Below are 19,438 nucleotides of genomic sequence, written 5' to 3'. Positions count from 1 at the left end.
TCGTGCGCGGCCGCTTCGTGCGCGGCAGGCTCCTTCTCGGCAGCCTCGTGCGCGGCCGCCTCCCTTTCGGCTGCCTCGTGCGCGGCCGCCTCCTTCGCCTGCTCCTCCATCTTCGCGGCATGGGCCTCACTCGACTCGATGCCGATCTTCCATCCGGTCAGTTTCGCTGCAAGCCGAGCATTCTGGCCTTCCTTGCCGATGGCGAGAGACAACTGGTCATCGTGGATGTAGGCGATAGCCGTACGGTTCTTCTCGCTGACCACCTGGACTCCCGTCGCCACGGCAGGCGACAACGCGGATGCCACGAACCGGGCCGGGTCCTTCGACCAATCGACGATGTCGATCTTCTCCGGTCCGAGGTTCTCCATCACCGCGCGAACACGAGCGCCGGCGGGGCCGATGAGCGCGCCCTTGGGGTTGACCCCTTCGGTGTTCGCCTGCACCGCGATCTTGGTCCGGGCACCCGCCTCACGGGCGATCGCCATGATCGACACCACTCCGGACACCAATTCGGGGACCTCGCGCTCGAAGAGACGACGCACCAGTTCGGGGTGGGAGCGGGATACCACGATCTCCGGTCCTTTGAGCCCGCGGGCCACATTCACAATGTAGACGCGCAGCCGCTCACCATGACGATACCGCTCGCCCGGCACCTGCTCACGACGGGGCAGAATGGCCTCGACATCGCCCACCGCGACATGGACGTTGGCAGGATCGTTCGCATCCTGCTGAATGATGCCGGTGATGAGTTTGCCACGCTGGCCCGAGAACGCGCCGAAAATGCGGTTGTCCTCGGCATCGCGGAACAGCTGGCTGATGACCTGACGCGCGGTCGCGGCCGCCAGGCGTCCGAAGCCGTGGGGGGTGTCATCGTATTCCTCGCCAAGTTCAGGGTACGGATGGGGATTGTCGGGCGTCGGTTCGACCGGCACCTCGTCACGCGCCCACACCATGAAGGTGCCGGCACGATCGTCGAGCTGAACGCGCGCGTGCTTGGCGGCCTTCGGCGTCTTGAGATACGCCATGCGCAATGCCTCTGCCAACGCGGCGTCCACGGTCTCGGTATCGATGCCCTGCCCAGCCGCCAGCTGGTGGATTCCCGTCAGGTCCAGTTCCATGATCCGAGACCTCCTATGAAGTTATTGTCTGGGCGTGCCCTGCCCATCGGTCATATTCAATGGTTACTCTAGTGGTTTATGCAGACACGCCACGACCCCCCGAATGCCCCGAACCACATCTCATCGCGGCTTCGTTGGTGCGCCGCCGCCTGCCTGTGCTCCCTGGTGCTATCGGCATGTTCGGCCCCACGACTCGCAGGCCGGGCCGAATCCGAGCGGCTCGCAAGCAGCCCCTGTGAGCAGGCGTATGACCAGGCTTCGGACGATGAAGGGCGTGCCGGCGCGCATCATCCCTCGATCATGCGCTACCTCTCGGCGGCCGACGCCCGTAGGCAATGGCTGCTCGTAGCGGCAAATTGCCCCGGCCGCTTCGCCGAAGGGGCACTACGCAGCGCCCGGAGCGCCGTGGCCCAACATGATCTCGCCGTCACGTTACGGATCGACGCCTCCTCGTCCGACGATGACGGATACGGACGGCCGCTCGCCGGGCGAAATGCTGCGATTCGGGGCGTGGGCGGCGGCGTGCTGGCAACCATGGCCGCGGCGGAGGATCGGGCCGGATTCGCATTGCAGGTGCTGGCCTCGCGCTCGGATGGACGTGAGTCGATCGCCGTGGGTGACGGATACCGCGCCAATGCCTCCCGCCTCATGTCCATGGCCATCGGCGGTGCCGATCAACGCCGCAAGGTCTACGACGTCGGCGCGCTGACGACAACCCGTCAGATAGGGATCGACGCGACGACGAGACTGGCGGCTCCCGTCCCCGCCCTGGTCGAGATCGATTGCGCGCGTGATGAGATGGCCGCCGTGATGGGAACCGACGGGCATGAACGGACGGTCTGCTTGCACCGCTCGGCCGTACCGGACCCCTCGAGTGGTGCGGGCTCGGACGCGGGGACTCGGGAACGCAGTCTCCTGGTCCTCGCCGGTCTCGCCGCCGGGCATGCCCTGAAGGCCTTTGACCTCGGGTTTCCTGCGACGGACCCGGCCATCTTCGCTTGACCCGACGCCGGTTCGCTGACAACATCGGTTCGTTACCCCTCCCCCAGGAACCGGTAGGTCGCCGGACCGACGCGACGGGAACCGACGAATCGGGCTCTCCCGCCGGCACGCCGCTCAATCGCCATCCGCGGGTGGACGATAGCCCGACACAAGTCGGAGATTGAGTGACAAAGGTCGGCGATCCACGTACCAAGGTCGACGGTTCACCGACACAAGTCGAAGATTGAGCGACAAGGACCGACGATTGCCCGACCAGGATCGACGATTGCCCGGCACAAGTCGAAGATTCATTGACGCAAGTCGACGATCCACGTACCAAGGTCGCCGTTTGCCTGACACAAGTCGAAGATTCACCGACACAAGTCGACGGTTCGCATAGACAAGTCGGGTGATACGAAATCCGAGGGGCCATATTCCGCGGCTCCATTTCGCTATCCCCCGACTTGCCTGACGGACATGACGGGCATGAGACGCAACGTCCCACGCTCCGAACATTCACCACCCACACGGACCAACACCGGCATACGCGTCACGGCCGGGACACGCCTCATGACCGGGACACGCATTACGAACGCGACAGGCCCCATGACAGAAAACGAGCCATGCCCGGAATACAAGCTATACCTAATACCCACCACACCGGTTTCCGGTTTCCGGTTTCCAGACTTCCGACTTCCCAGTTTCCAGACTGCTAGGCAACCACCGCTTCGGCAATACACACCGTATGCCCACAACCCAAACCGGGCATGGTGTCGGTGCCCCTCATCAAACCGTCGGCTCCGAAGGCATCGGGATGAAGATATAAAAAGGCCCGGGGGTGGAATCCCAGGGCCTTCGCGGATGAGGCGAGATTCGAACTCGCGGAGGGTTTCCCCTCACACGCTTTCGAGGCGTGCTCCTTAGACCGCTCGGACACTCATCCAACGCCACTCGCCGACCGAATCAATAAGGGTCGAACGCGCAACCTGATTATTATGCAACATCCTCGTGACTTTGGCCACTCCGCGTGCCGCACACGGATGAGCCCGACACAACGCTCAAGGTATTTATATGTTCGACCGGTCGTGTGCAGAGCATTCACACCGACCCGTCGCGAAGTCCACAGTTGTTTGCGTGCTCGAACGGTCGCGCGTCGCCCACGGATGACACCGGCCCGTCGCGAGCGTGTTGGTTCGTCACCCGCCACATGCCACGCGCTCAAACGGTACCCGACACCGGCACCAGATCTGCGCTCACGAGACAACACGGACAGCATGACCTCACCTTGCCATGGAGCAATCCGAAACCACCACGTATGTCGATTGATTCCCAGTCCAATTGACCCCAAGCAAATCAACCCTCGGCAAATCCAACACCGTGTGAATCGACTCCAGACACATCAACCACCAGGCGCATCGACTCCAACCACATCAACCACCGGGCACATCGGTCTCACGGCAAGGTACGTTTGGCGCGAATGCTCCGTGCTCGCTCGGCCAACAGCGCCGCATCGGGGTACCGCACGCACTCCAGCGTCAGCCCGCAGGCCGGCGCGGGCCCGGTCGACCCCTCCCGCAGGGGCTGTGCAACCTTGTCCGCGAACCACGCTGCGTTGCGATCTCCCTGTCCCACCTTGATCGCAGCGCCCACGAGGCAACGGACCATGTTGTGGGCGAAAGCGTCGGCCACAATCGCAAGGCACACCAGACCGGACTCCTCGACCGGTATATCCAACGCCTCCGCGCCGAGCGAAGGCTCGTTATCGTCGACCGTGGCCGACCCGTCACGCTCCCACGGCCCCAACGGCGTATGCGGCACCCTGATCCAACGGGCGTATTTCACCAGCCGTATCGTCGTGCCGCCGGGGTTGGGCGTGGCGAACGAGCCGAAATCATGCAATCCGACGGCATGGGCGATGGCATCGTTCATCGCGTCAACGTCAAGCGTGCCTTCCATGTAGGCGACATGTCCCCGAATCCGTGGATCGAAATCGGCCCCGTCGTCGCCGATGCGATAGACATAGGTTCGTTCCAGGGCCGAGAACCGCGCGTCAAAACCGTCGGGCGCCGGCTCCACGCTCAGCACGGCGACATCGGGAGGCAGCTTGCGCCGCAATCGGCGAGCGAAGGCCTCGACAGGCCCGACGTTCATATGCCCCACCGCCGCATCCAGGAACCGCTGATCGATGTCCATATGGCAGACCTGATGGGCGGCGTGGACACCGCTGTCCGTACGCCCGGCCACCACCACCGAGACCCCGCCACGTCCGTCCTGTGCGACGGGAACGCGAAGCACGGTATCGATGGCGGATTCGAGCTCGCCCTGAACGGTGCGCAGCCCTGGTTGTCTGGCCCATCCGTGAAAATCCGTCCCGTCATAGGCGAGATCAAGTCGTAGTCGTGGCACGACCCCATTGTCACATACCCCGGTACCTCGGCGCGTCGCGCACGGGGGAACCATCAGAGATGAGCCAGCAGCGGAAGAACGCTCGCTAGGGGAACCATCAGCGGAGGGAAACCACCACCAGGGAACCTGTCCGCATAGGAACACCCTCCCCCGTTCCAGTACCGAATAACGAAAACGGGGTGGGAATCATGATGATTCCCACCCCGACAGTTCGGATTGCAGACTACTCGGCCTGCTTCTCGTCATCCTTCTTCGTGGCGGTCGCCTCGGCCTCGACGGCCTGAGGTGCGGTTTCCGCCGGCTTGGTCTCGGCATCGGAGGCAACCTTGGCGGCGGCCTGCGCTTCCTTGACGACAGCCTGCTTGGCGCTTACGGGCTCGGTCACGAGCTCGATGATCGCCTGCGGTGCGGCATCGCCGTGACGCGGGGCGATCTTCACGATGCGGGTGTACCCGCCCTCGCGCTGCTCCATCTGCTGGGCGATCTCCGTGAACAGACGGTGCACGACCGACTTGTTGCGGATGACGCGCATCACGCGACGACGGGAATGCAGATCCCCGCGCTTCGCGAAGGTGATGAGGCGCTCGGCGAGCGGACGCAAGCGCTTGGCCTTGGGCAGCGTGGTCGTGATGCGGCTGTGCTGGAACAGGCTCGTCGACATGTTCGCGAGCATAAGACGCTCGTGTGCCGGGCTTGACGCCAGATGCGGGCCCTTCTTCGGTGTAGGCATAGTAACTCCTTAGTGCACCCGGATACCGCAGGTGGGCATCTGCCCGAACGTCCGCGGTAATCGGATGGATGGATGAATGCGGATGGACTTCACTCGTCTTCCGGCGAGAAGAAGGTGCCACCCTCCAGATTGTTGGTGTCGAAGCCCAAGGGCGAAGCCTTGAGAGAAAGCCCAAGACCCTGCAGCTTCTCCTTGACCTCATCGATCGACTTCATACCGAAATTGCGGATATCGAGCAGATCCTGCTCGGTGTGGGAGACCAGTTCCCCAATCGTGTGGATGCCTTCACGCTTCAGGCAGTTGTAGCTGCGCTGGGTGAGATTGAGCTCCTCGATCGGGACGGACATCTCGGGATCCGCCTCTTCGGCCACAGGTGCGGGGCCGACTTCGACGCCCTCTGCCTGCTCGTTGAGTTCGCGGCACAGTCCGAAGAGCTCAACCAGGGTCGAACCGGCGGACGCGACCGCGTCTCGTGGCAAGATCGCCGGCTTGGTCTCGACGTCAAGGATGAGCTTGTCGAAATCCGTGCGCTGTTCAACACGCGTGGCCTCGACCTTGTAGCTGACCTTGAGCACCGGGGAGTAGATGGAATCGACCGGAATGCGGCCGATCTCATCGGTATCCGACTTGTTGAGCTGCGCCTGGACATAGCCGCGCCCGCGTTCCACGGTGAACTCGATCTCGAGCTCGCCGTCCTCCGCGAGTGTGGCGATATGCATATCCGGGTTGGCGATGGTCACGCCGGCCGGCGGTGTGATGTCCCCGGCCTTGGCCTCGCCCTCACCGCTCTTGCGCAGGTACATGACAACCGGCTCATCATATTCGCTGGTCAGCACGATGCCCTTGACGTTGAGCAGGATCTCGGTGACGTCCTCGACGACACCCGGCAGCGAGGTGAACTCGTGCAGGGCACCCGAGATACGTACCGAAGTCACCGCCGCCCCGGGTATGGAGCTCAGGAGCGTGCGCCGTAATGAATTACCAAGCGTGTAACCGAAACCAGGTTCGAGCGGTTCGATGACGAAGCGCGAACGCTGCGGATTGAGTGATTCCTCAGTAAGTGTCGGACGCTGTGCGATAAGCACTGTGGTTATCCTTTCAGCTTCTGATCGGTGGTGCGTGCACCGGCCATAGGCGGGTTGGACGGATTAGTTTCTTGAGTGCTCAGACGCGACGACGCTTGGGAGGACGAACGCCGTTATGCGCTTGCGGAGTGACGTCGGTGATGGAACCGACTTCGAGACCTGCGGACTGCAGCGAACGGATGGCGGTCTCACGACCGGAGCCCGGTCCCTTGACCAGGACATCGACCTTCTTCACGCCGTGCTCCATGGCCTTGCGGGCCGCGGATTCAGCCGCCATGCCCGCGGCGTACGGCGTGGACTTACGGGAGCCCTTGAAGCCGACATCGCCACCGGAAGCCCATGCGACGACAGCCCCGGAGGGGTCGCTGATGGAGATGATGGTGTTGTTGAATGTGGATTTGATATGCGCCTGCCCGACCGGCACCGACTTGCGGTCCCGGCGACGCGGCTTGCGCGTGGCCTGCTTTTGAGCTGCCATTGCCCCTCGTTTCCTTGTAACGAACTATGCGGTGGTCCGGACGATGTCATGCGTGCATGCGTGGTCCGGACACTGTCACCGACTACTTGGTGACTTTCTTCTTTCCGGCGACCGTACGCTTCGGGCCCTTGCGGGTACGCGCGTTGGTCTTCGTGCGCTGTCCACGAACCGGAAGTCCCCTACGGTGGCGCTGGCCTTGGTAGCAATTGATTTGGATCTTACGACGGATATCCGCATCGACTTCACGACGCAGATCGCCTTCGATCTTGTAATTGGATTCGAGATAGTCGCGCAGCGTGATCAGCTGCTCATCCGTCAGATCCTTGACCCGAGCATCGGGGCTGATGCCCGTGGCTCCCAGGGTCTCCTTCGCACGAGTGCGACCTACACCGAAGATGTAGGTGAGGGCGATCTCGATGCGCTTCTCATTGGGGATGTCGACTCCGGCAAGACGTGCCATTGCGATTCCTTCTGTACTTCCGCAGGTCTTCCACCGAGTCATCCGGTTATCCGGCCCGGGCCTGCGCACCCGGGGTTCAGCTATTGCTGTGACTCAGCGTTTGTCTGTTGCTGTCGCTGGGATTCGACTCAGCCTTGGCGCTGTTTGTGGCGCGGGTTGGAGCAAATCACCATGACGCGACCGTGACGACGGATCACGCGGCAATTCTCGCAGATCCTCTTCACACTGGGGCTGACCTTCATGGTTTTCCTTTGCTTATACCGATCACTTGTACCGGTACGTGATTCGACCGCGGTTCAGATCGTAAGGGCTCATCTCCAACGCGACCCTATCCTGTGGAAGTATGCGGATATAGTTCTTCCGCATCTTGCCCGAGATGGTCGCGAGAACGATATGCTTGTTCTCCAGTTCCACGCGGAACATCGCGTTCGGCAGTGCTTCCACCACCCGACCTTCGACTTCAATCACACCGTCTTTTGCCATGAGCCTCGTTCCGTTCCTTGGCTTGTATTACGTGAGCGCGTCCGAAGACACACCAACTTGCTAGTGTACACCAACGGGGTACTGCTCTCCCGAACGGCGTGTTGCCCAGCCGCTGCCTCATCGCAGTCGTCCATTCCCCGGAGCGCACCGTCCGCCGCATCGCGGATACCACTCCATTCGTGCACTCGCCGCAACCCCCTGAATATGCACGGACCGGATGCTCGACCTATGTCTCACATCCGGTCCGTGCGGTGCAAGCCTGTCGCCACCACCAACACCACCAACACCACCACTCGCTGGCCGACAGGGCTCGCTACGCTCAGTTGAGCTGCTGGATCATCCTGGCGCTGATATCGTCGACATCGCCCACGCCGTTGACGACGACCAGCTGCCCGCGGCTCTCATAGACGTCAAGCAGCGGAGCGGTCTCCTGCTCATAGGTCGCCAGACGCTTCTCGATAGCCTCCGGGGTGTCATCGGCACGGCCCTCCTGCTCGGCCCGCTTCTGCATCCGCTGCATGAGCACGCTGCGCTCGGCCTCAAGGGCAACCACGGAATCCAGCGGCATGCCGAGTTCCTCGAGCATCGCATCGAGCGCATGGACCTGCGCCACGTTGCGGGGATAGCCGTCGAGGATCCAACCGTTCTTCGCATCGTCCTTGGCCAAACGGTCCTTGACGATGGAGTTGGTCAGTGCATCGGGAACGAGTTCACCCTTGTCGGTATAGGCCTGGACCTGCTTGCCCAGCTCCGTGCCGTTCTTGATGTTGTAGCGGAAGATATCGCCGGTCGAAATGGCGGGGATATCGAAGTGCTTGCTGAGCAGGGCGGCCTGCGTGCCCTTGCCGACGCCTTGCGGTCCCATGATAAGCAGTCGCATCGTATGTGTTCTCCCTTACTTTCCTTCGTAGTGATCGGTGTGATCGAACAGGAATCCGGCGTACTGGAACTGTTCGGTCTGTGCCCTGGCCTGACGCAGGGTGTCGAGTCCGACGCCCGCAATGATGAGGATCGTGGTGCCGCCGAAGGGCAGCTTCTGTCCCAGTTCCAGCACCATGATGAGCACGGTGGGGATGAGCGCCACGAACAGCAGGTACACGGCTCCGACCGTGTTGAGCCGGTTCATGACGTAGCTCAGATAGCGGCTGGTGGCGCTGCCGGCCCTGATGCCGGGGATGAACCCGCCGTACTGCTTCATGTTATCGGCGGTCTCGTCGGGGTCAAAGGTGATCGACGTGTAGAAGAAGCAGAAGAACACGATCATGACGGCGTACAGACCGATGTACCAGGCGCTCGTGGTGTTGGCCAGGTTCGTGTTGATCCAGCCGACCCATCCTTGTTGCGTGTTGCCGAACTGTGCGATGAGCGTGGGGATGGCCAGGATGGACGAGGCGAAGATGGGCGGGATGACACCGCTCATGTTGATCTTCAACGGCAGGTACGTGGATGAACCGCCGTACATCTTGCGGCCGATCATACGGCGCGTGTACTGCACGGGGATACGGCGCTGGCAGAGTTCGACGAAGTCCACGAAGATAAGAATGACGAGCAGGACCGCGGCCACGATGCCGAACTTGCTCCAATCGCCGCCCTTGCCGTTGGTACCCCAGCCGATCTCCCACAGTTTCGGCAGGAAGCCCGAGCAGATGGACATGAAGATGAGGATGGACATGCCCTGTCCGATGCCCTTGTCGGTGATGAGTTCGGCCATCCACATGATGAGGCCGGTGCCGCCGGTCATGACGAGGACCATGACGATGAGCGACCAGACGGATCCATCAGGGATGACCTGCGAGCACTGGTAGTTGAACAGGGCGCCGGTACGAGCGGTCACCAGAATGGTGGTGGACTGCAGGACGGCAAGGCCGATGGTGAGGTATCGGGTGTACTGGGTTAGCTTGGTCTCGCCCGATTGGCCTTCCTTGTGCAGGGCCTCGAACCGCGGAATCACGACGCGGAGCAGCTGGATGACGATGGATGCCGTGATGTACGGCATGACTCCCAAGGCGAAGATCGACAGCTGCAGCATCGCGCCACCCGAGAAGAGGTTCACCAGACCGACGAAGTTCTCCTGGTTCGACGAGGCCTTCGCCACGCAATCCTGGACGATCTTGAAGTCCACTCCCGGCGTTGGTATGAACGATCCAATGCGGTAGATGATAATCATGCCAAAGACGAACAGAATCTTATTCCTGAGTTCCTTGGTTCTAAAGGCCTGGATTAACGTCCTCACCTGGGGTTCCTTCCCTTATCGTGCGCAAGCTCGTCGGCGCACCGATACAAAACAGACACTAATCGTCGAGTTTAGCGCATCGGCTCTACCGCGGTTGGCGTGTCGCCGGGCGCAATCACGATGAATAGCAAAGATCCTCCCCGCTGTTGCAGCGGGGAGGATCCCATAATCTACCGCGGAACGGTCGTCAGCGTGTGATTCACGCCTCGGACACGGAACCACCGGCAGCTTCGATCTTCGCCTTCGCGGAGGCCGAGACCTTGACACCCTTGAGGGTGAACGCGGTGGTGGCTTCGCCATCGCCCAGAACCTTCACCGGGAAGCCGGCGCGCACGGCGCCCTTCTCGACGAGGCTCTCGACGGTGACCTCTCCGCCCTTCGGGAAGAGCTCGGTCAGTGACGCGATGTTCACGACCTGGAACTCCTTCTTGAAGGGGCTCTTGAATCCGCGGAGCTTCGGCAGACGCATGTACAGCGGGAGCTGTCCACCTTCGAAGCCGGGGCGCACCTGATAGCGCTTCTTGGTGCCCTTGTCTCCACGACCCGAGGTCTTGCCCCGGGAACCTTCACCACGGCCCACGCGGATGCGATCTTTCTTCGCACCGGGCGCCGGATGAAGATTGTGCATTTGCAGGATATCCTGATCCTCATTTGCCATAATCAGTCGACCTCCTCAACGGTCACCAGGTGGCGCACGGCGTGAACCAAGCCACGGTTGGCGGGGGAATCGTCGCGGACGACGGTCGCGCCAATGCGGTGCAGGCCGAGGGTCCGCACGGTGTCACGCTGGACAGGCTTGGAATTCACCAGGCCACGCACGAGGGTTATCTTCAGATTCGCCATCGTCACTCACCGGCCTTCGCGTCATCGGCGGCCTTCTTGGCCTGGGCTTCTTCACGTGCCTTGCGTGCTTCGGCGATACCAGCGGCGCGTGCGCGCAGCATGGCATCGGGAGCGACCTCTTCGAGGCTCATGCCTCGACGGGCCGCGATCTCCTCGGGCTCCTCAAGGCTCTTGAGGGCATCGACCGTCGCGCGGACCACGTTCACCGGAGTTGCGGATCCCATCGACTTCGTGAGGATGTCGCTGATGCCGGCGCACTCCATGACGGCGCGGACCGGACCACCGGCGATAACGCCGGTTCCCGGGGCTGCCGGACGAAGCAGGACGGTACCCGCGGCGTCGTGACCGATCACCGGGTGGGTGACGGTGCCACGGACGCGAGGCACGTTGAACATGTGCTTCTTGGCGTCGAGCTGGCCCTTGGCGATCGCCGCCGGGACCTCGCGGGACTTGCCGTAGCCCACACCCACGGTGCCGTTGCCGTCTCCGACGACAACCAGTGCCGCGAAGCTGAACGTACGGCCACCCTTATGGGTCTTGGACACACGGTTGATGGTGACCACGCGATCGAGCATCTCGTCGCCGCGATTGTCCTCGCGACGGTTGCGACGCTCACCGCGACGGCCTTCGCCGCGCTGACCGCGACGTCCCTGGCGGGACCCGTTGCGATCGTCCTTGTGCTCCTCGGTGGAGGCCTGAGTGTTCTGAGTTTCACCAGCCACTTGGGTTTCCTTTTCGTTGTCGCTCACAGTGCCAGTCCTCCCTCTCGGGCGGCGTCGGCCACCGCGGCCACTCGGCCGTGGTACTTGTTGCCACCGCGATCGAAGACCACCGTCGAAATGCCCGCGTCCTTCGCCTTGCTGGCGATAAGCGTTCCGACCTTCGTGGCGGCTTCGATCTTGGTGCCTTTGAAGCCTTCGAAATCGCTCTGCATCGTGGAGACGCTCACCAGGGTGACGCCCTTGACGTCATCCACAACCTGGGCGACCATATGCCGGTTGGAGCGAGTGACCACGAGACGAGGCCTGTCCGCCGTGCCGGAGATGTGCCGACGCAGACGAGCGTGGCGACGAAGGCGGGCGACCTTCTTGCCTTTACCGTAAATCTTAACGGTCATATCACTTACCAGCCTTTCCAGCCTTGCGCACGATATGTTCGTCCGTGTACTTGATGCCCTTGCCCTTGTAGGGTTCCGGGGCGCGAAGCTTGCGGATGTTCGCGGCGGCCTGACCGACGACCTGCTTGTCGGTGCCCTTCACGATGACCTGGTTCTGATTCGGCAGCTCATACTCGATGCCTTCAGGCGGGTTCACCGTGATGGTGTGGGAATAGCCAAGCGAGAACTCGATGCCCTTGCCCTTCATCTGCGCGCGGTAACCCGTGCCGATGATGTCGAGGGTCTTGGTGAAGCCCTCGTGCACGCCCTTGACCATCGAGGCGATGATCGAACGGCTCAGACCGTGGTTGGACCGGGTCTGGCGCTCGTCGTCGACGGCGGTGAGCAGCACTTCCGTGCCCTCCACCTTGCCGCGGATCCCTTCGGGGAGCGTATAGGAGTCCGAACCCTTCGGTCCTTTGACCGAGAAGTTCTGACCATTGAATGTGACTTCCACGCCGGCCGGAATGGCGACGGGGAGCTTGCCAATATGCGATGCCATGTTTAGCTCTCCTTCCTCACCACACGTAGGCGACGATTTCGCCGCCGATGCCCCGGTCGAGGCATTCCTTCTGGGTCAGCAATCCCGAGCTGGTCGAGATGATCGCGATGCCGAGACCGCCCAAAGGCATGGGCAGGGAATCGGACTTCGCGTAGCGCCTCAGGCCGGGCTTCGAAATACGCTTGATGCCCTGGATCGAACGCTCTCCGGTCGCACCGTACTTGAGGGTGACCTCAAGCGTCTGTCCGACCTTCGCGTCCTTGGCGTCGAAGTCCTTGATGTAGCCTTCGCGCTTGAGGATCTGGGCGATGTTCGCCTTGAATTTGGAGTACGGCATATCCACGGTTTCGTGTTTCGCCGAGCTCGCATTACGCAGACGTGTCAGCATGTCTGCGATGGGATCTGTCATTGTCATTGTGGGCTAACGCCCTTTCTCGCCGTGGTTTCCGTGGCCCCGCCGTTTATGCGGCGGAACCGCGGACCTTCAGCGTCGATGTTTACCAACTGGACTTCGTAACGCCGGGCAGCTCGCCGCGGTGGGCCTTCTCGCGAAGGCAGATGCGGCAGAGGCCGAACTTGCGATACACGGAGTGAGGACGGCCGCAAACCTGGCAGCGCGTGTAGCCACGCACCGTGAACTTCGGCTTCGCAGCCGCTTTGTTTTTCAGAGCGGATTTCGCCATATCAGTTCTCCTTGAAGGGGAAGCCGAGATGCTTAAGCAGCGCGGCGGCTTCCTTGTCATCCTTGGTGGTGGTCACCACGGTGATATCCATACCACGCTGATGATCAATGGAATCCTGGTCGATCTCATGGAACATGGACTGTTCGGTCAGACCGAAGTTGTAGTTGCCCTGTCCATCGAACTGCTTGCCGTCGATGCCGCGGAAATCACGGATGCGGGGCAGCGCCAAGGTGAGCAGACGGTCGAGGAACTCCCACATGCGATCGCCGCGCAGGGTGACGTAGGCACCGATGGCCTGGCCCTCACGCAGATGGAACTGCGCGACGGACTTCTTGGCCTTGGTGACCTTCGGCTTCTGGCCGGTGATCAGCGTGAGATCCTTGATCGCACCCTCGATGAGCTTGGAGTCGCGAGCCGCGGCGCCAACGCCCATGGAGACGACGACCTTGCTCAGACGGGCGACCTGCATGGGGTTGGAGTGCTTGAACTCCTGCTCCAGCTTGGCGATGATCTCGTCGTGATAGGTGGACTTCAGGCGAGGAGTCGCCGGAGCGTCAACTGTTGTAGAGCTCATGCCAGCTCCTTTCCTGATTTCTTGGCCACACGCACGCGCACGGTCTTGACCTTGCCGTCCTGGGCCTCTTCCTTGACCGTGACGCCGACGCGGGTCGGCTTCTTGGTCTCTGGATCGATGAGCATCACATTGGAACGGTGAATCGGCGCTTCGACGGACACGATGCCGGACTCCTGGCCCTGCTGCGTGGCGCGAACGTGCTTCTTCACGATCTGGATGCCTTCGACGATAAGCCGATCATCGGAAAGGACTCGGGTGACCTTGCCCTCTTTGCCGCGATCCTTGCCACGGATAACCATGACCTGATCGCCGGATTTGATTTTGGCCGCCATTTCAGATCACCTCCGGGGCGAGGGACACGATGCGCATGAAGCGCTTATCGCGCAGTTCACGACCGACCGGTCCGAAGATACGAGTGCCCTTGGGCTCACGGCCCGTGCCGAGTATCACGGCGGCGTTCTCGTCGAACTTGACATAGGAGCCGTCGTAGCGACGGTGCTCCTTTACCGTACGGACGACGACGGCCTTGACCACATCGCCCTTCTTCACCGACCCGCCGGGGATGGCGTCCTTCACGGAGGCGACGATCACGTCGCCGATGCCGGCATAGCGTCGCTTCGATCCACCGAGCACGCGGATGGCCAAAATCTCCTTGGCACCCGTGTTGTCGGCGACATGAAGCCGCGTTTCCTGCTGAATCATTGATTCTCCTTAGCCGAGCTGGTTCTCCCCTAGCACACTCGCGTGTGTGTCGGGGAGCCTTGCCGAACTGTTGTTACTTGGCGCGCTCGACAACCGAGTCGAGACGCCAACGCTTGGTCTTGCTCAGAGGCCGAGTTTCCATGATACTCACAAGGTCGCCAACGTGGGCGTCGTTGTGTTCATCATGAGCCTTGACCGTACGAGTCGAGCGGACGACCTTGCCGTACAGGGGATGGGTCGAACGCTGTTCGAGTTCGACGGTGATGGTCTTGTCCATGGAATCGGACACGACGTATCCACGACGGGCCTTGCGGAAGTTGCGCTCCTGCTGTTCAGCCATGCTTACTTCTCCTCAGCTTTCGTTTCACTTGCCTCGGGCGCCTTGCTGATACCCAGCTCACGCTCGCGCAGGACGGTGTACATCCTGGCGATGTCGTGCTTGACGACCTTGAGACGAGAGGAGTTCTCCAGCTGACCAGTCGCTGACTGGAAACGCAGGTTGAACAGCTCCTCCTTGGATTTCTTCAGGAAACCCTCGATCTCGTTGTCGGTCTTCTCACTGAGTGTCTGCATGGTGTAGTCTTCGGTTTCGACTGGCATCAGATGTCACCGCCCTCACGTGCAATGATGCGGCACTTCATCGGCAGCTTGTCGATGGCGCGGCGCAAGGCTTCCCTGGCGATGTCATCGGAGACACCGCCGATCTCGAACATCACGCGTCCGGGGTGCACATTGGCAACCCAGAACTCTGGCGTGCCCTTTCCGGAACCCATTCGCGAACCAAGCGCGTGCTTGGTCAGCGGGCGATCCGGGAAGATGGTAATCCACACACGACCGCCACGCTTGATGTAGCGGGTCATGGCGATACGAGCAGCTTCGATCTGGCGGTTGGTCACATAGGCGGGGGCCAACGCCTGGATGCCGTAATCGCCGAAGGCGATCGCGTTGCCGCCCTTGGACATGCCACGGCGGCTGGGTCGCTGCTGTTTGCGGTACTTAGTCCTCTTTGGGATAAGCATTGATGCTCACTCCTTCGTTTCCGTTGCGGCAGGTGCTTCGGATGCGGGGGCCTTGGCCGCGGCAGGAGCCTGCTGGTTCTGCTGCTGAGCTCCCTGGCGGGGTCCACCGCGACGCGGGCGGCGGTCTCCACCGCGACGTCCCGGACGGCTGGACTGCTGGGCCTGCTGCTCGTCGAACTCCTGCTCGGTCATGTCGCCCTTGTAGATCCAGACCTTGACGCCGATGCGTCCGTACGTGGTCTTGGCTTCGAAGAAGCCATAATCGATCAGCGCACGCAGGGTCTGCAGCGGGACTCGACCTTCGCGGTAGAACTCGGAACGGCTCATCTCGGCGCCTCCAAGACGGCCGGCCAGCTTGATGCGGATACCCTTGGCGCCTGCGCGCATGGCATCCTGCTGGGCCTTGCGCATCGCACGACGGAAGGTGACGCGGTTGGTCAGCTGCTCGGCGATGCCCTGGGCGACCAACTGGGCGTCGATCTGGGCGTTCTTGACCTCGAAGATGTTGAGCTGCACCTGTTTGCCGGTGAGCTTCTCCAACTTCATGCGAACGCGTTCGGCCTCGGCCCCACGACGTCCGATGACGATGCCCGGGCGGGCGGTGTGGATATCCACACGCACGCGGTCACGGGTACGCTCGATGACGATGCGGGAGACGCCTGCGCGCTCCAGGTCCTTGCTCATTTCCTTGCGGATCTCGTCGTCCTCGAGGACGAAGTCGCGGTAGCGCTCGCCGGCCTTGTTGGAATCGGAGAACCACTTGGAACGGTGGTTTTCAGTGATGCCCAGGCGATAGCCAAAGGGATTGATCTTCTGACCCATCTTTAGCGGGCTCCTTCCTTGGACGCGACGACGACCGTGATGTGGCTGGTGCGCTTGTTGATGCGCGCAGCGCGACCCTGTGCACGGGCGCGGAAACGCTTGAGCGTCACGCCCTCGTCCACGAAGATCCTGCTGATGACAAGGTCATTCTCATGGAACGGCTCGCCGGCCTTATCGGCCTTGACGCGTGCGTTCGCGATCGCGCTCTGCAGAACCTTGCGAACCGGAACGGCCGCGTCCTGAGGGGCGAAGGTGAGGATGGTGACGGCTTCGCTCGCTTGTTTTCCTCGGATGAGGTCGACCATGCGGCGAGCCTTGCGCGGCGTCACGCGGACGTGACGTGCAATTGCTTGAGCTTCCATAAAGTCTCTACTCTCCTTTAGCGGCGAACCTGCTTGTCGTCCCGCACATGACCTCGGAAGGTCTTGGTCGGGGCGAATTCACCGAGCTTGTGGCCGACCATCGCTTCGGTGACGAACACCGGAACGTGCTTGCGGCCGTCATGCACGGCGAAGGTGTGACCGATGAAATCGGGCGTGATCATAGAACGGCGCGACCACGTCTTGATGACGTTGTGCGTGCCCTTCTCGTTCTGGTCGTCGACTTTCTTCTGTAAGTGGGCGTCGACGAAGGGGCCCTTCTTGATGCTACGAGTCATCTTTCCGACGCTCCCTTACTTGCGATTCTTACCATTGGGACGACGACGAACGATCATCTTGTTCGAAGCCTTCTTCGGATGGCGTGTGCGGACCTCGCCCTTGCCCCAAGGCGACACCGGCGGCTTGCCGCCGCGGGTGCGTCCACCATGAGGATGGTCGACGGGGTTCATGGACTCACCACGGGTGATCGGCCGCTTGCCGATCCAGCGGGCGCGTCCGGCCTTGCCGAGCTCGACGTTGGCGTGATCGGCGTTGCCGACCTCACCCACGGTCGCGCGGCAGCGGGCATCCACGTTGCGGATTTCGCCGGAGGGCATGCGCAGCTGCGCGAAAGCCCCGTCCTTGGCGACCAGCTGAACGCCGGCGCCAGCGGAACGCGCGATCTTGGCCCCGCCCAGAGGACGGAGTTCGATGGCGTGCACGACGGTACCTGTCGGGATGTTGCGCAGCGGCAGATTGTTGCCGGGCTTGATATCGGCGTTCTCGCCGGTCTCAATCACGTCGCCCTGGCTGATGCCTTCGGGGGCGATGATGTAGCGCTTCTCGCCATCGGCGTAGTGCAGGAGGGCGATGCGTGCCGAACGGTTGGGATCGTACTCGATCTCAGCCACCTTGGCGGGCACGCCGTCCTTGTCCCAACGACGGAAGTCGATAAGACGATACTGGCGCTTGTGACCGCCGCCGCGATGGCGGGAGGTCATGCGTCCGTACGAATTACGACCGCCTGTCTTACTGAGTTTGCGAACCAGCGACTTTTCGGGCGTGGAACGTGTGATCTCGGCGAAGTCCGAGACGGACGCGTTGCGACGACCCGCAGAAGTCGGCTTATATGTTCGGATAGCCATAATGTAGTTCTTCCTTTGACTTTCTCGGCTAGCCTTCAGTTACCGAAGATGTCGATCGACTGACCCTTGGCAACCGTGACGATGGCGCGCTTCTGGTTGGCACGCTGACCGAAACCGGTCTTCGTGCGCTGGCGCTTGCCGCTGTGGTTGAGGGTGTTGACGTTCGTCACCTTGACATTGAAGATCGTCTCGATGGCCTGCTTGATCTGCACCTTGTTCGCGTCCGGGGACACGACGAAGGTGTACTGCCCGCGGTCGGAGGCCGCGTAGCTTTTCTCAGAGACGACAGGCTTGAGGATGACGTCATGCGCCGGGTTATGAATAGCAACCATGATCAGGCCTCCTTGGCGGACCGCTCGGTCTTCAGCTCGACGAAGGCGTCAAGCGCCTCGCGGGTGAAGACGATGTACTGGGCGGTGACCACATCGTATGTGTTGAGCTGATCGGCGAAGATCACGTGGACCGTCGGGATGTTGCGCACCGACAGCCACTCATTGACGTTGTCGCGTGACAGCACAACGGTGGTGAATTTGTTCGCGGTGACCGGGGTCAGCGAAGCGACGGCCGCCTTGGTGGAAGGCGCATCCGCGATGCCGAGGTCGACGACCGCGACACGACCGGCGTTGGCACGGTCGGACAGGATGTAGCGCAGGGCGCTGGCCTTCATCTTCTTGGGCGTACGCTGATCGTACTTGCGCGGAACCGGGCCGTGGGCGACGCCACCGTGTGCCCACTGGGGGGCGCGGATGGAACCCTGGCGGGCACGACCGGTGCCCTTTTGCTTCCAAGGCTTCTTGCCGCCGCCGGAAACCATGGCACGGGTCTTGGCCGAATGCGTGCCCTGACGAGCCGCGGCGAGCTGGGCGATGACGACCTGGTGAATCAGCGGAATATGCGATTCGACGTCTTCACTCGAAATGCCGAAGATCTCGGCCGGTGCTTCGACCGAACCGGTGGACTGTCCCTTGGCGTCGGTGACGTTGAATGTGACGTTAGCCATGATGTCAGGCTCCCTTCACAGCAGTGCGGACAAGGACGATGGAACCCTTCGGCCCCGGAATCGCTCCCTTGACGGCCAGGATGCCGTTCTCGACATCAGAGGTCATCACGGTCAGGTTCTGCAGGGTCGCGGTGACGTGGCCCATACGGCCGGCCATCCGCTTGCCTTTGAGAATACGGCTCGGCGTGGCGCATGCGCCAACGGAACCGGGGCGACGTTCGTTCTTGTGCGAACCGTGGGTACGGCGATAGGACTTGAAGCCCCAGCGCTTGATGGTACCGGCGAAGCCCTTGCCCTTGGTGGTCCCGGTCACGTCGACCTGAACACCCTCGCCGAAGAGCTCGGCGGTCAGTTCCTGCCCGGGCTTGAAATCGGCGACGTCCTCGGTGCGCACCTCGGCGAGGTGACGCCGGGGAGTGACTCCGGCCTTGGCGAAGTGGCCGGCGAGCGGCTTGGTCACCTTGGTCGGGTCGATCTGGCCGTAACCGAGCTGGACGGCGTTGTATCCGTCGCTTTCCTCGGTCTTCACCGTCGTGACCACGTTGGTGGACACGTCGACCAGCGTGACGGGGACGAAGAAGCCGTTCTCATCCCAGATCTGCGACATGCCGAGCTTCTTGCCCAGCAGCGCCTTGCGATTGGTCAATTGTGACATTGCG

At 62.0% G+C, this 19,438-nt stretch carries 31 protein-coding genes and 1 tRNA gene; 1 reads left to right on the top strand and 31 read right to left on the bottom strand.

The window, feature by feature from the left end:
- On the bottom strand, positions 1-1,118 hold a 1,118-nt coding region (gene nusA / locus BMON_RS08235; RefSeq protein ID WP_081883010.1), incomplete at its 3' end, for a transcription termination factor NusA.
- A 78-nt stretch (positions 1,119-1,196) separates the two neighbouring features.
- On the opposite strand from nusA, the gene BMON_RS08230 reads away from it, so the two are divergent.
- Complete coding sequence (locus tag BMON_RS08230) at positions 1,197-2,120, top strand: hypothetical protein (protein WP_034885453.1); 924 nt, start codon at positions 1,197-1,199, stop codon at positions 2,118-2,120.
- 837 nt (positions 2,121-2,957) lie between these two features.
- Here BMON_RS08230 and BMON_RS08225 read toward each other — a convergent pair.
- The 30 genes from BMON_RS08225 to rplC form a co-directional block, all read right to left on the bottom strand.
- Positions 2,958-3,042: transfer RNA gene (locus BMON_RS08225), tRNA-Ser, on the bottom strand.
- A gap of 509 nt (positions 3,043-3,551) precedes the next feature.
- Positions 3,552-4,559 carry a tRNA pseudouridine synthase A gene (locus tag BMON_RS08220; RefSeq protein WP_051918030.1) on the bottom strand — a complete coding sequence of 336 codons (1,008 nt, stop codon included), beginning with the start codon at positions 4,557-4,559 and terminating at the stop codon, positions 3,552-3,554.
- Between the two features lie 169 nt (positions 4,560-4,728).
- Positions 4,729-5,235 carry a 50S ribosomal protein L17 gene (rplQ, locus tag BMON_RS08215; RefSeq protein ID WP_033511604.1) on the bottom strand — a complete coding sequence of 169 codons (507 nt, stop codon included), beginning with the start codon at positions 5,233-5,235 and terminating at the stop codon, positions 4,729-4,731.
- Positions 5,236-5,324: 89 nt separating this feature from the next.
- A complete protein-coding gene (locus BMON_RS08210; RefSeq protein ID WP_033511602.1) occupies positions 5,325-6,320 on the bottom strand; it encodes a DNA-directed RNA polymerase subunit alpha in 996 nt (331 codons plus the stop codon).
- 79 nt (positions 6,321-6,399) lie between these two features.
- Positions 6,400-6,798, bottom strand: coding sequence for a 30S ribosomal protein S11 (rpsK, locus tag BMON_RS08205; protein ID WP_033511601.1), 399 nt, complete (start codon positions 6,796-6,798; stop codon positions 6,400-6,402).
- Positions 6,799-6,880: 82 nt separating this feature from the next.
- On the bottom strand, positions 6,881-7,258 hold the full coding sequence (rpsM, locus tag BMON_RS08200; RefSeq protein WP_033511599.1) for a 30S ribosomal protein S13: 378 nt from the start codon (positions 7,256-7,258) through the stop codon (positions 6,881-6,883).
- Positions 7,259-7,386: 128 nt separating this feature from the next.
- Complete coding sequence (rpmJ, locus tag BMON_RS09740) at positions 7,387-7,500, bottom strand: 50S ribosomal protein L36 (RefSeq protein ID WP_043164480.1); 114 nt, start codon at positions 7,498-7,500, stop codon at positions 7,387-7,389.
- Between the two features lie 22 nt (positions 7,501-7,522).
- Positions 7,523-7,741 carry a translation initiation factor IF-1 gene (gene infA, locus BMON_RS08195; protein ID WP_033511597.1) on the bottom strand — a complete coding sequence of 73 codons (219 nt, stop codon included), beginning with the start codon at positions 7,739-7,741 and terminating at the stop codon, positions 7,523-7,525.
- 319 nt (positions 7,742-8,060) lie between these two features.
- Positions 8,061-8,621 carry an adenylate kinase gene (locus BMON_RS08190; RefSeq protein ID WP_033511596.1) on the bottom strand — a complete coding sequence of 187 codons (561 nt, stop codon included), beginning with the start codon at positions 8,619-8,621 and terminating at the stop codon, positions 8,061-8,063.
- Positions 8,622-8,636: 15 nt separating this feature from the next.
- Positions 8,637-9,974 carry a preprotein translocase subunit SecY gene (gene secY, locus BMON_RS08185; RefSeq protein ID WP_033511594.1) on the bottom strand — a complete coding sequence of 446 codons (1,338 nt, stop codon included), beginning with the start codon at positions 9,972-9,974 and terminating at the stop codon, positions 8,637-8,639.
- 199 nt (positions 9,975-10,173) lie between these two features.
- Positions 10,174-10,632, bottom strand: coding sequence for a 50S ribosomal protein L15 (gene rplO, locus BMON_RS08180; RefSeq protein WP_033511592.1), 459 nt, complete (start codon positions 10,630-10,632; stop codon positions 10,174-10,176).
- Positions 10,633-10,634: 2 nt separating this feature from the next.
- Entirely contained in the window at positions 10,635-10,817 is a 183-nt protein-coding gene (gene rpmD, locus BMON_RS08175; protein ID WP_033511591.1) for a 50S ribosomal protein L30, read from the bottom strand.
- A 2-nt stretch (positions 10,818-10,819) separates the two neighbouring features.
- On the bottom strand, positions 10,820-11,566 hold the full coding sequence (rpsE, locus tag BMON_RS08170) for a 30S ribosomal protein S5 (RefSeq protein WP_033511589.1): 747 nt from the start codon (positions 11,564-11,566) through the stop codon (positions 10,820-10,822).
- Entirely contained in the window at positions 11,563-11,934 is a 372-nt protein-coding gene (gene rplR, locus BMON_RS08165) for a 50S ribosomal protein L18 (RefSeq protein WP_033511587.1), read from the bottom strand. Before rplR ends, rpsE begins: the two co-directional genes overlap by 4 nt.
- Position 11,935: 1 nt before the next feature.
- On the bottom strand, positions 11,936-12,475 hold the full coding sequence (gene rplF, locus BMON_RS08160; RefSeq protein WP_033511585.1) for a 50S ribosomal protein L6: 540 nt from the start codon (positions 12,473-12,475) through the stop codon (positions 11,936-11,938).
- Between the two features lie 16 nt (positions 12,476-12,491).
- Positions 12,492-12,890, bottom strand: a complete 399-nt coding sequence (gene rpsH, locus BMON_RS08155) for a 30S ribosomal protein S8 (protein WP_033511583.1) — start codon at positions 12,888-12,890, stop codon at positions 12,492-12,494.
- Between the two features lie 82 nt (positions 12,891-12,972).
- Positions 12,973-13,158, bottom strand: coding sequence for a type Z 30S ribosomal protein S14 (locus tag BMON_RS08150; protein ID WP_033511581.1), 186 nt, complete (start codon positions 13,156-13,158; stop codon positions 12,973-12,975).
- Position 13,159: 1 nt separating this feature from the next.
- The gene (gene rplE, locus BMON_RS08145) at positions 13,160-13,732 is read right to left on the bottom strand and encodes a 50S ribosomal protein L5 (protein ID WP_033511579.1); all 573 of its coding nucleotides are present in this window, start codon (positions 13,730-13,732) and stop codon (positions 13,160-13,162) included.
- Positions 13,729-14,064, bottom strand: a complete 336-nt coding sequence (rplX, locus tag BMON_RS08140; protein WP_033511577.1) for a 50S ribosomal protein L24 — start codon at positions 14,062-14,064, stop codon at positions 13,729-13,731. Before rplX ends, rplE begins: the two co-directional genes overlap by 4 nt.
- A gap of 1 nt (position 14,065) precedes the next feature.
- Positions 14,066-14,434 (bottom strand): 50S ribosomal protein L14, encoded by a 369-nt coding sequence (rplN, locus tag BMON_RS08135; RefSeq protein WP_033511575.1) that lies wholly within the window; start codon positions 14,432-14,434, stop codon positions 14,066-14,068.
- Between the two features lie 73 nt (positions 14,435-14,507).
- Positions 14,508-14,774, bottom strand: a complete 267-nt coding sequence (gene rpsQ, locus BMON_RS08130; protein WP_033511573.1) for a 30S ribosomal protein S17 — start codon at positions 14,772-14,774, stop codon at positions 14,508-14,510.
- A 2-nt stretch (positions 14,775-14,776) separates the two neighbouring features.
- Entirely contained in the window at positions 14,777-15,034 is a 258-nt protein-coding gene (gene rpmC / locus BMON_RS08125; RefSeq protein WP_033511571.1) for a 50S ribosomal protein L29, read from the bottom strand.
- Positions 15,034-15,453 (bottom strand): 50S ribosomal protein L16, encoded by a 420-nt coding sequence (gene rplP, locus BMON_RS08120; protein ID WP_033511570.1) that lies wholly within the window; start codon positions 15,451-15,453, stop codon positions 15,034-15,036. The genes rpmC and rplP overlap by 1 nt, the downstream gene beginning before the upstream one ends.
- A gap of 6 nt (positions 15,454-15,459) precedes the next feature.
- Positions 15,460-16,275 carry a 30S ribosomal protein S3 gene (rpsC, locus tag BMON_RS08115; RefSeq protein ID WP_033511569.1) on the bottom strand — a complete coding sequence of 272 codons (816 nt, stop codon included), beginning with the start codon at positions 16,273-16,275 and terminating at the stop codon, positions 15,460-15,462.
- 2 nt (positions 16,276-16,277) lie between these two features.
- The gene (gene rplV, locus BMON_RS08110) at positions 16,278-16,637 is read right to left on the bottom strand and encodes a 50S ribosomal protein L22 (RefSeq protein ID WP_033511567.1); all 360 of its coding nucleotides are present in this window, start codon (positions 16,635-16,637) and stop codon (positions 16,278-16,280) included.
- Positions 16,638-16,654: 17 nt separating this feature from the next.
- A complete protein-coding gene (gene rpsS / locus BMON_RS08105) occupies positions 16,655-16,933 on the bottom strand; it encodes a 30S ribosomal protein S19 (protein ID WP_033511565.1) in 279 nt (92 codons plus the stop codon).
- A gap of 15 nt (positions 16,934-16,948) precedes the next feature.
- Positions 16,949-17,779: a 50S ribosomal protein L2 gene (rplB, locus tag BMON_RS08100; protein ID WP_033511563.1), complete on the bottom strand. Its 831-nt coding sequence runs from the start codon at positions 17,777-17,779 to the stop codon at positions 16,949-16,951.
- Between the two features lie 35 nt (positions 17,780-17,814).
- Positions 17,815-18,111 carry a 50S ribosomal protein L23 gene (gene rplW, locus BMON_RS08095; protein ID WP_033511561.1) on the bottom strand — a complete coding sequence of 99 codons (297 nt, stop codon included), beginning with the start codon at positions 18,109-18,111 and terminating at the stop codon, positions 17,815-17,817.
- A 2-nt stretch (positions 18,112-18,113) separates the two neighbouring features.
- A complete protein-coding gene (gene rplD, locus BMON_RS08090; RefSeq protein WP_033511559.1) occupies positions 18,114-18,779 on the bottom strand; it encodes a 50S ribosomal protein L4 in 666 nt (221 codons plus the stop codon).
- A gap of 4 nt (positions 18,780-18,783) precedes the next feature.
- Positions 18,784-19,434: a 50S ribosomal protein L3 gene (gene rplC, locus BMON_RS08085; protein ID WP_033511557.1), complete on the bottom strand. Its 651-nt coding sequence runs from the start codon at positions 19,432-19,434 to the stop codon at positions 18,784-18,786.
- Positions 19,435-19,438: the final 4 nt, after the last annotated feature.

It is taken from the genome of Bifidobacterium mongoliense DSM 21395, from assembly GCF_000741285.1.
Lineage (GTDB): Bacteria > Actinomycetota > Actinomycetes > Actinomycetales > Bifidobacteriaceae > Bifidobacterium > Bifidobacterium mongoliense.
The sequence above is the reverse complement of the archived record's forward strand: the minus strand, read 5'-3'. Positions and strand labels throughout refer to the sequence as shown.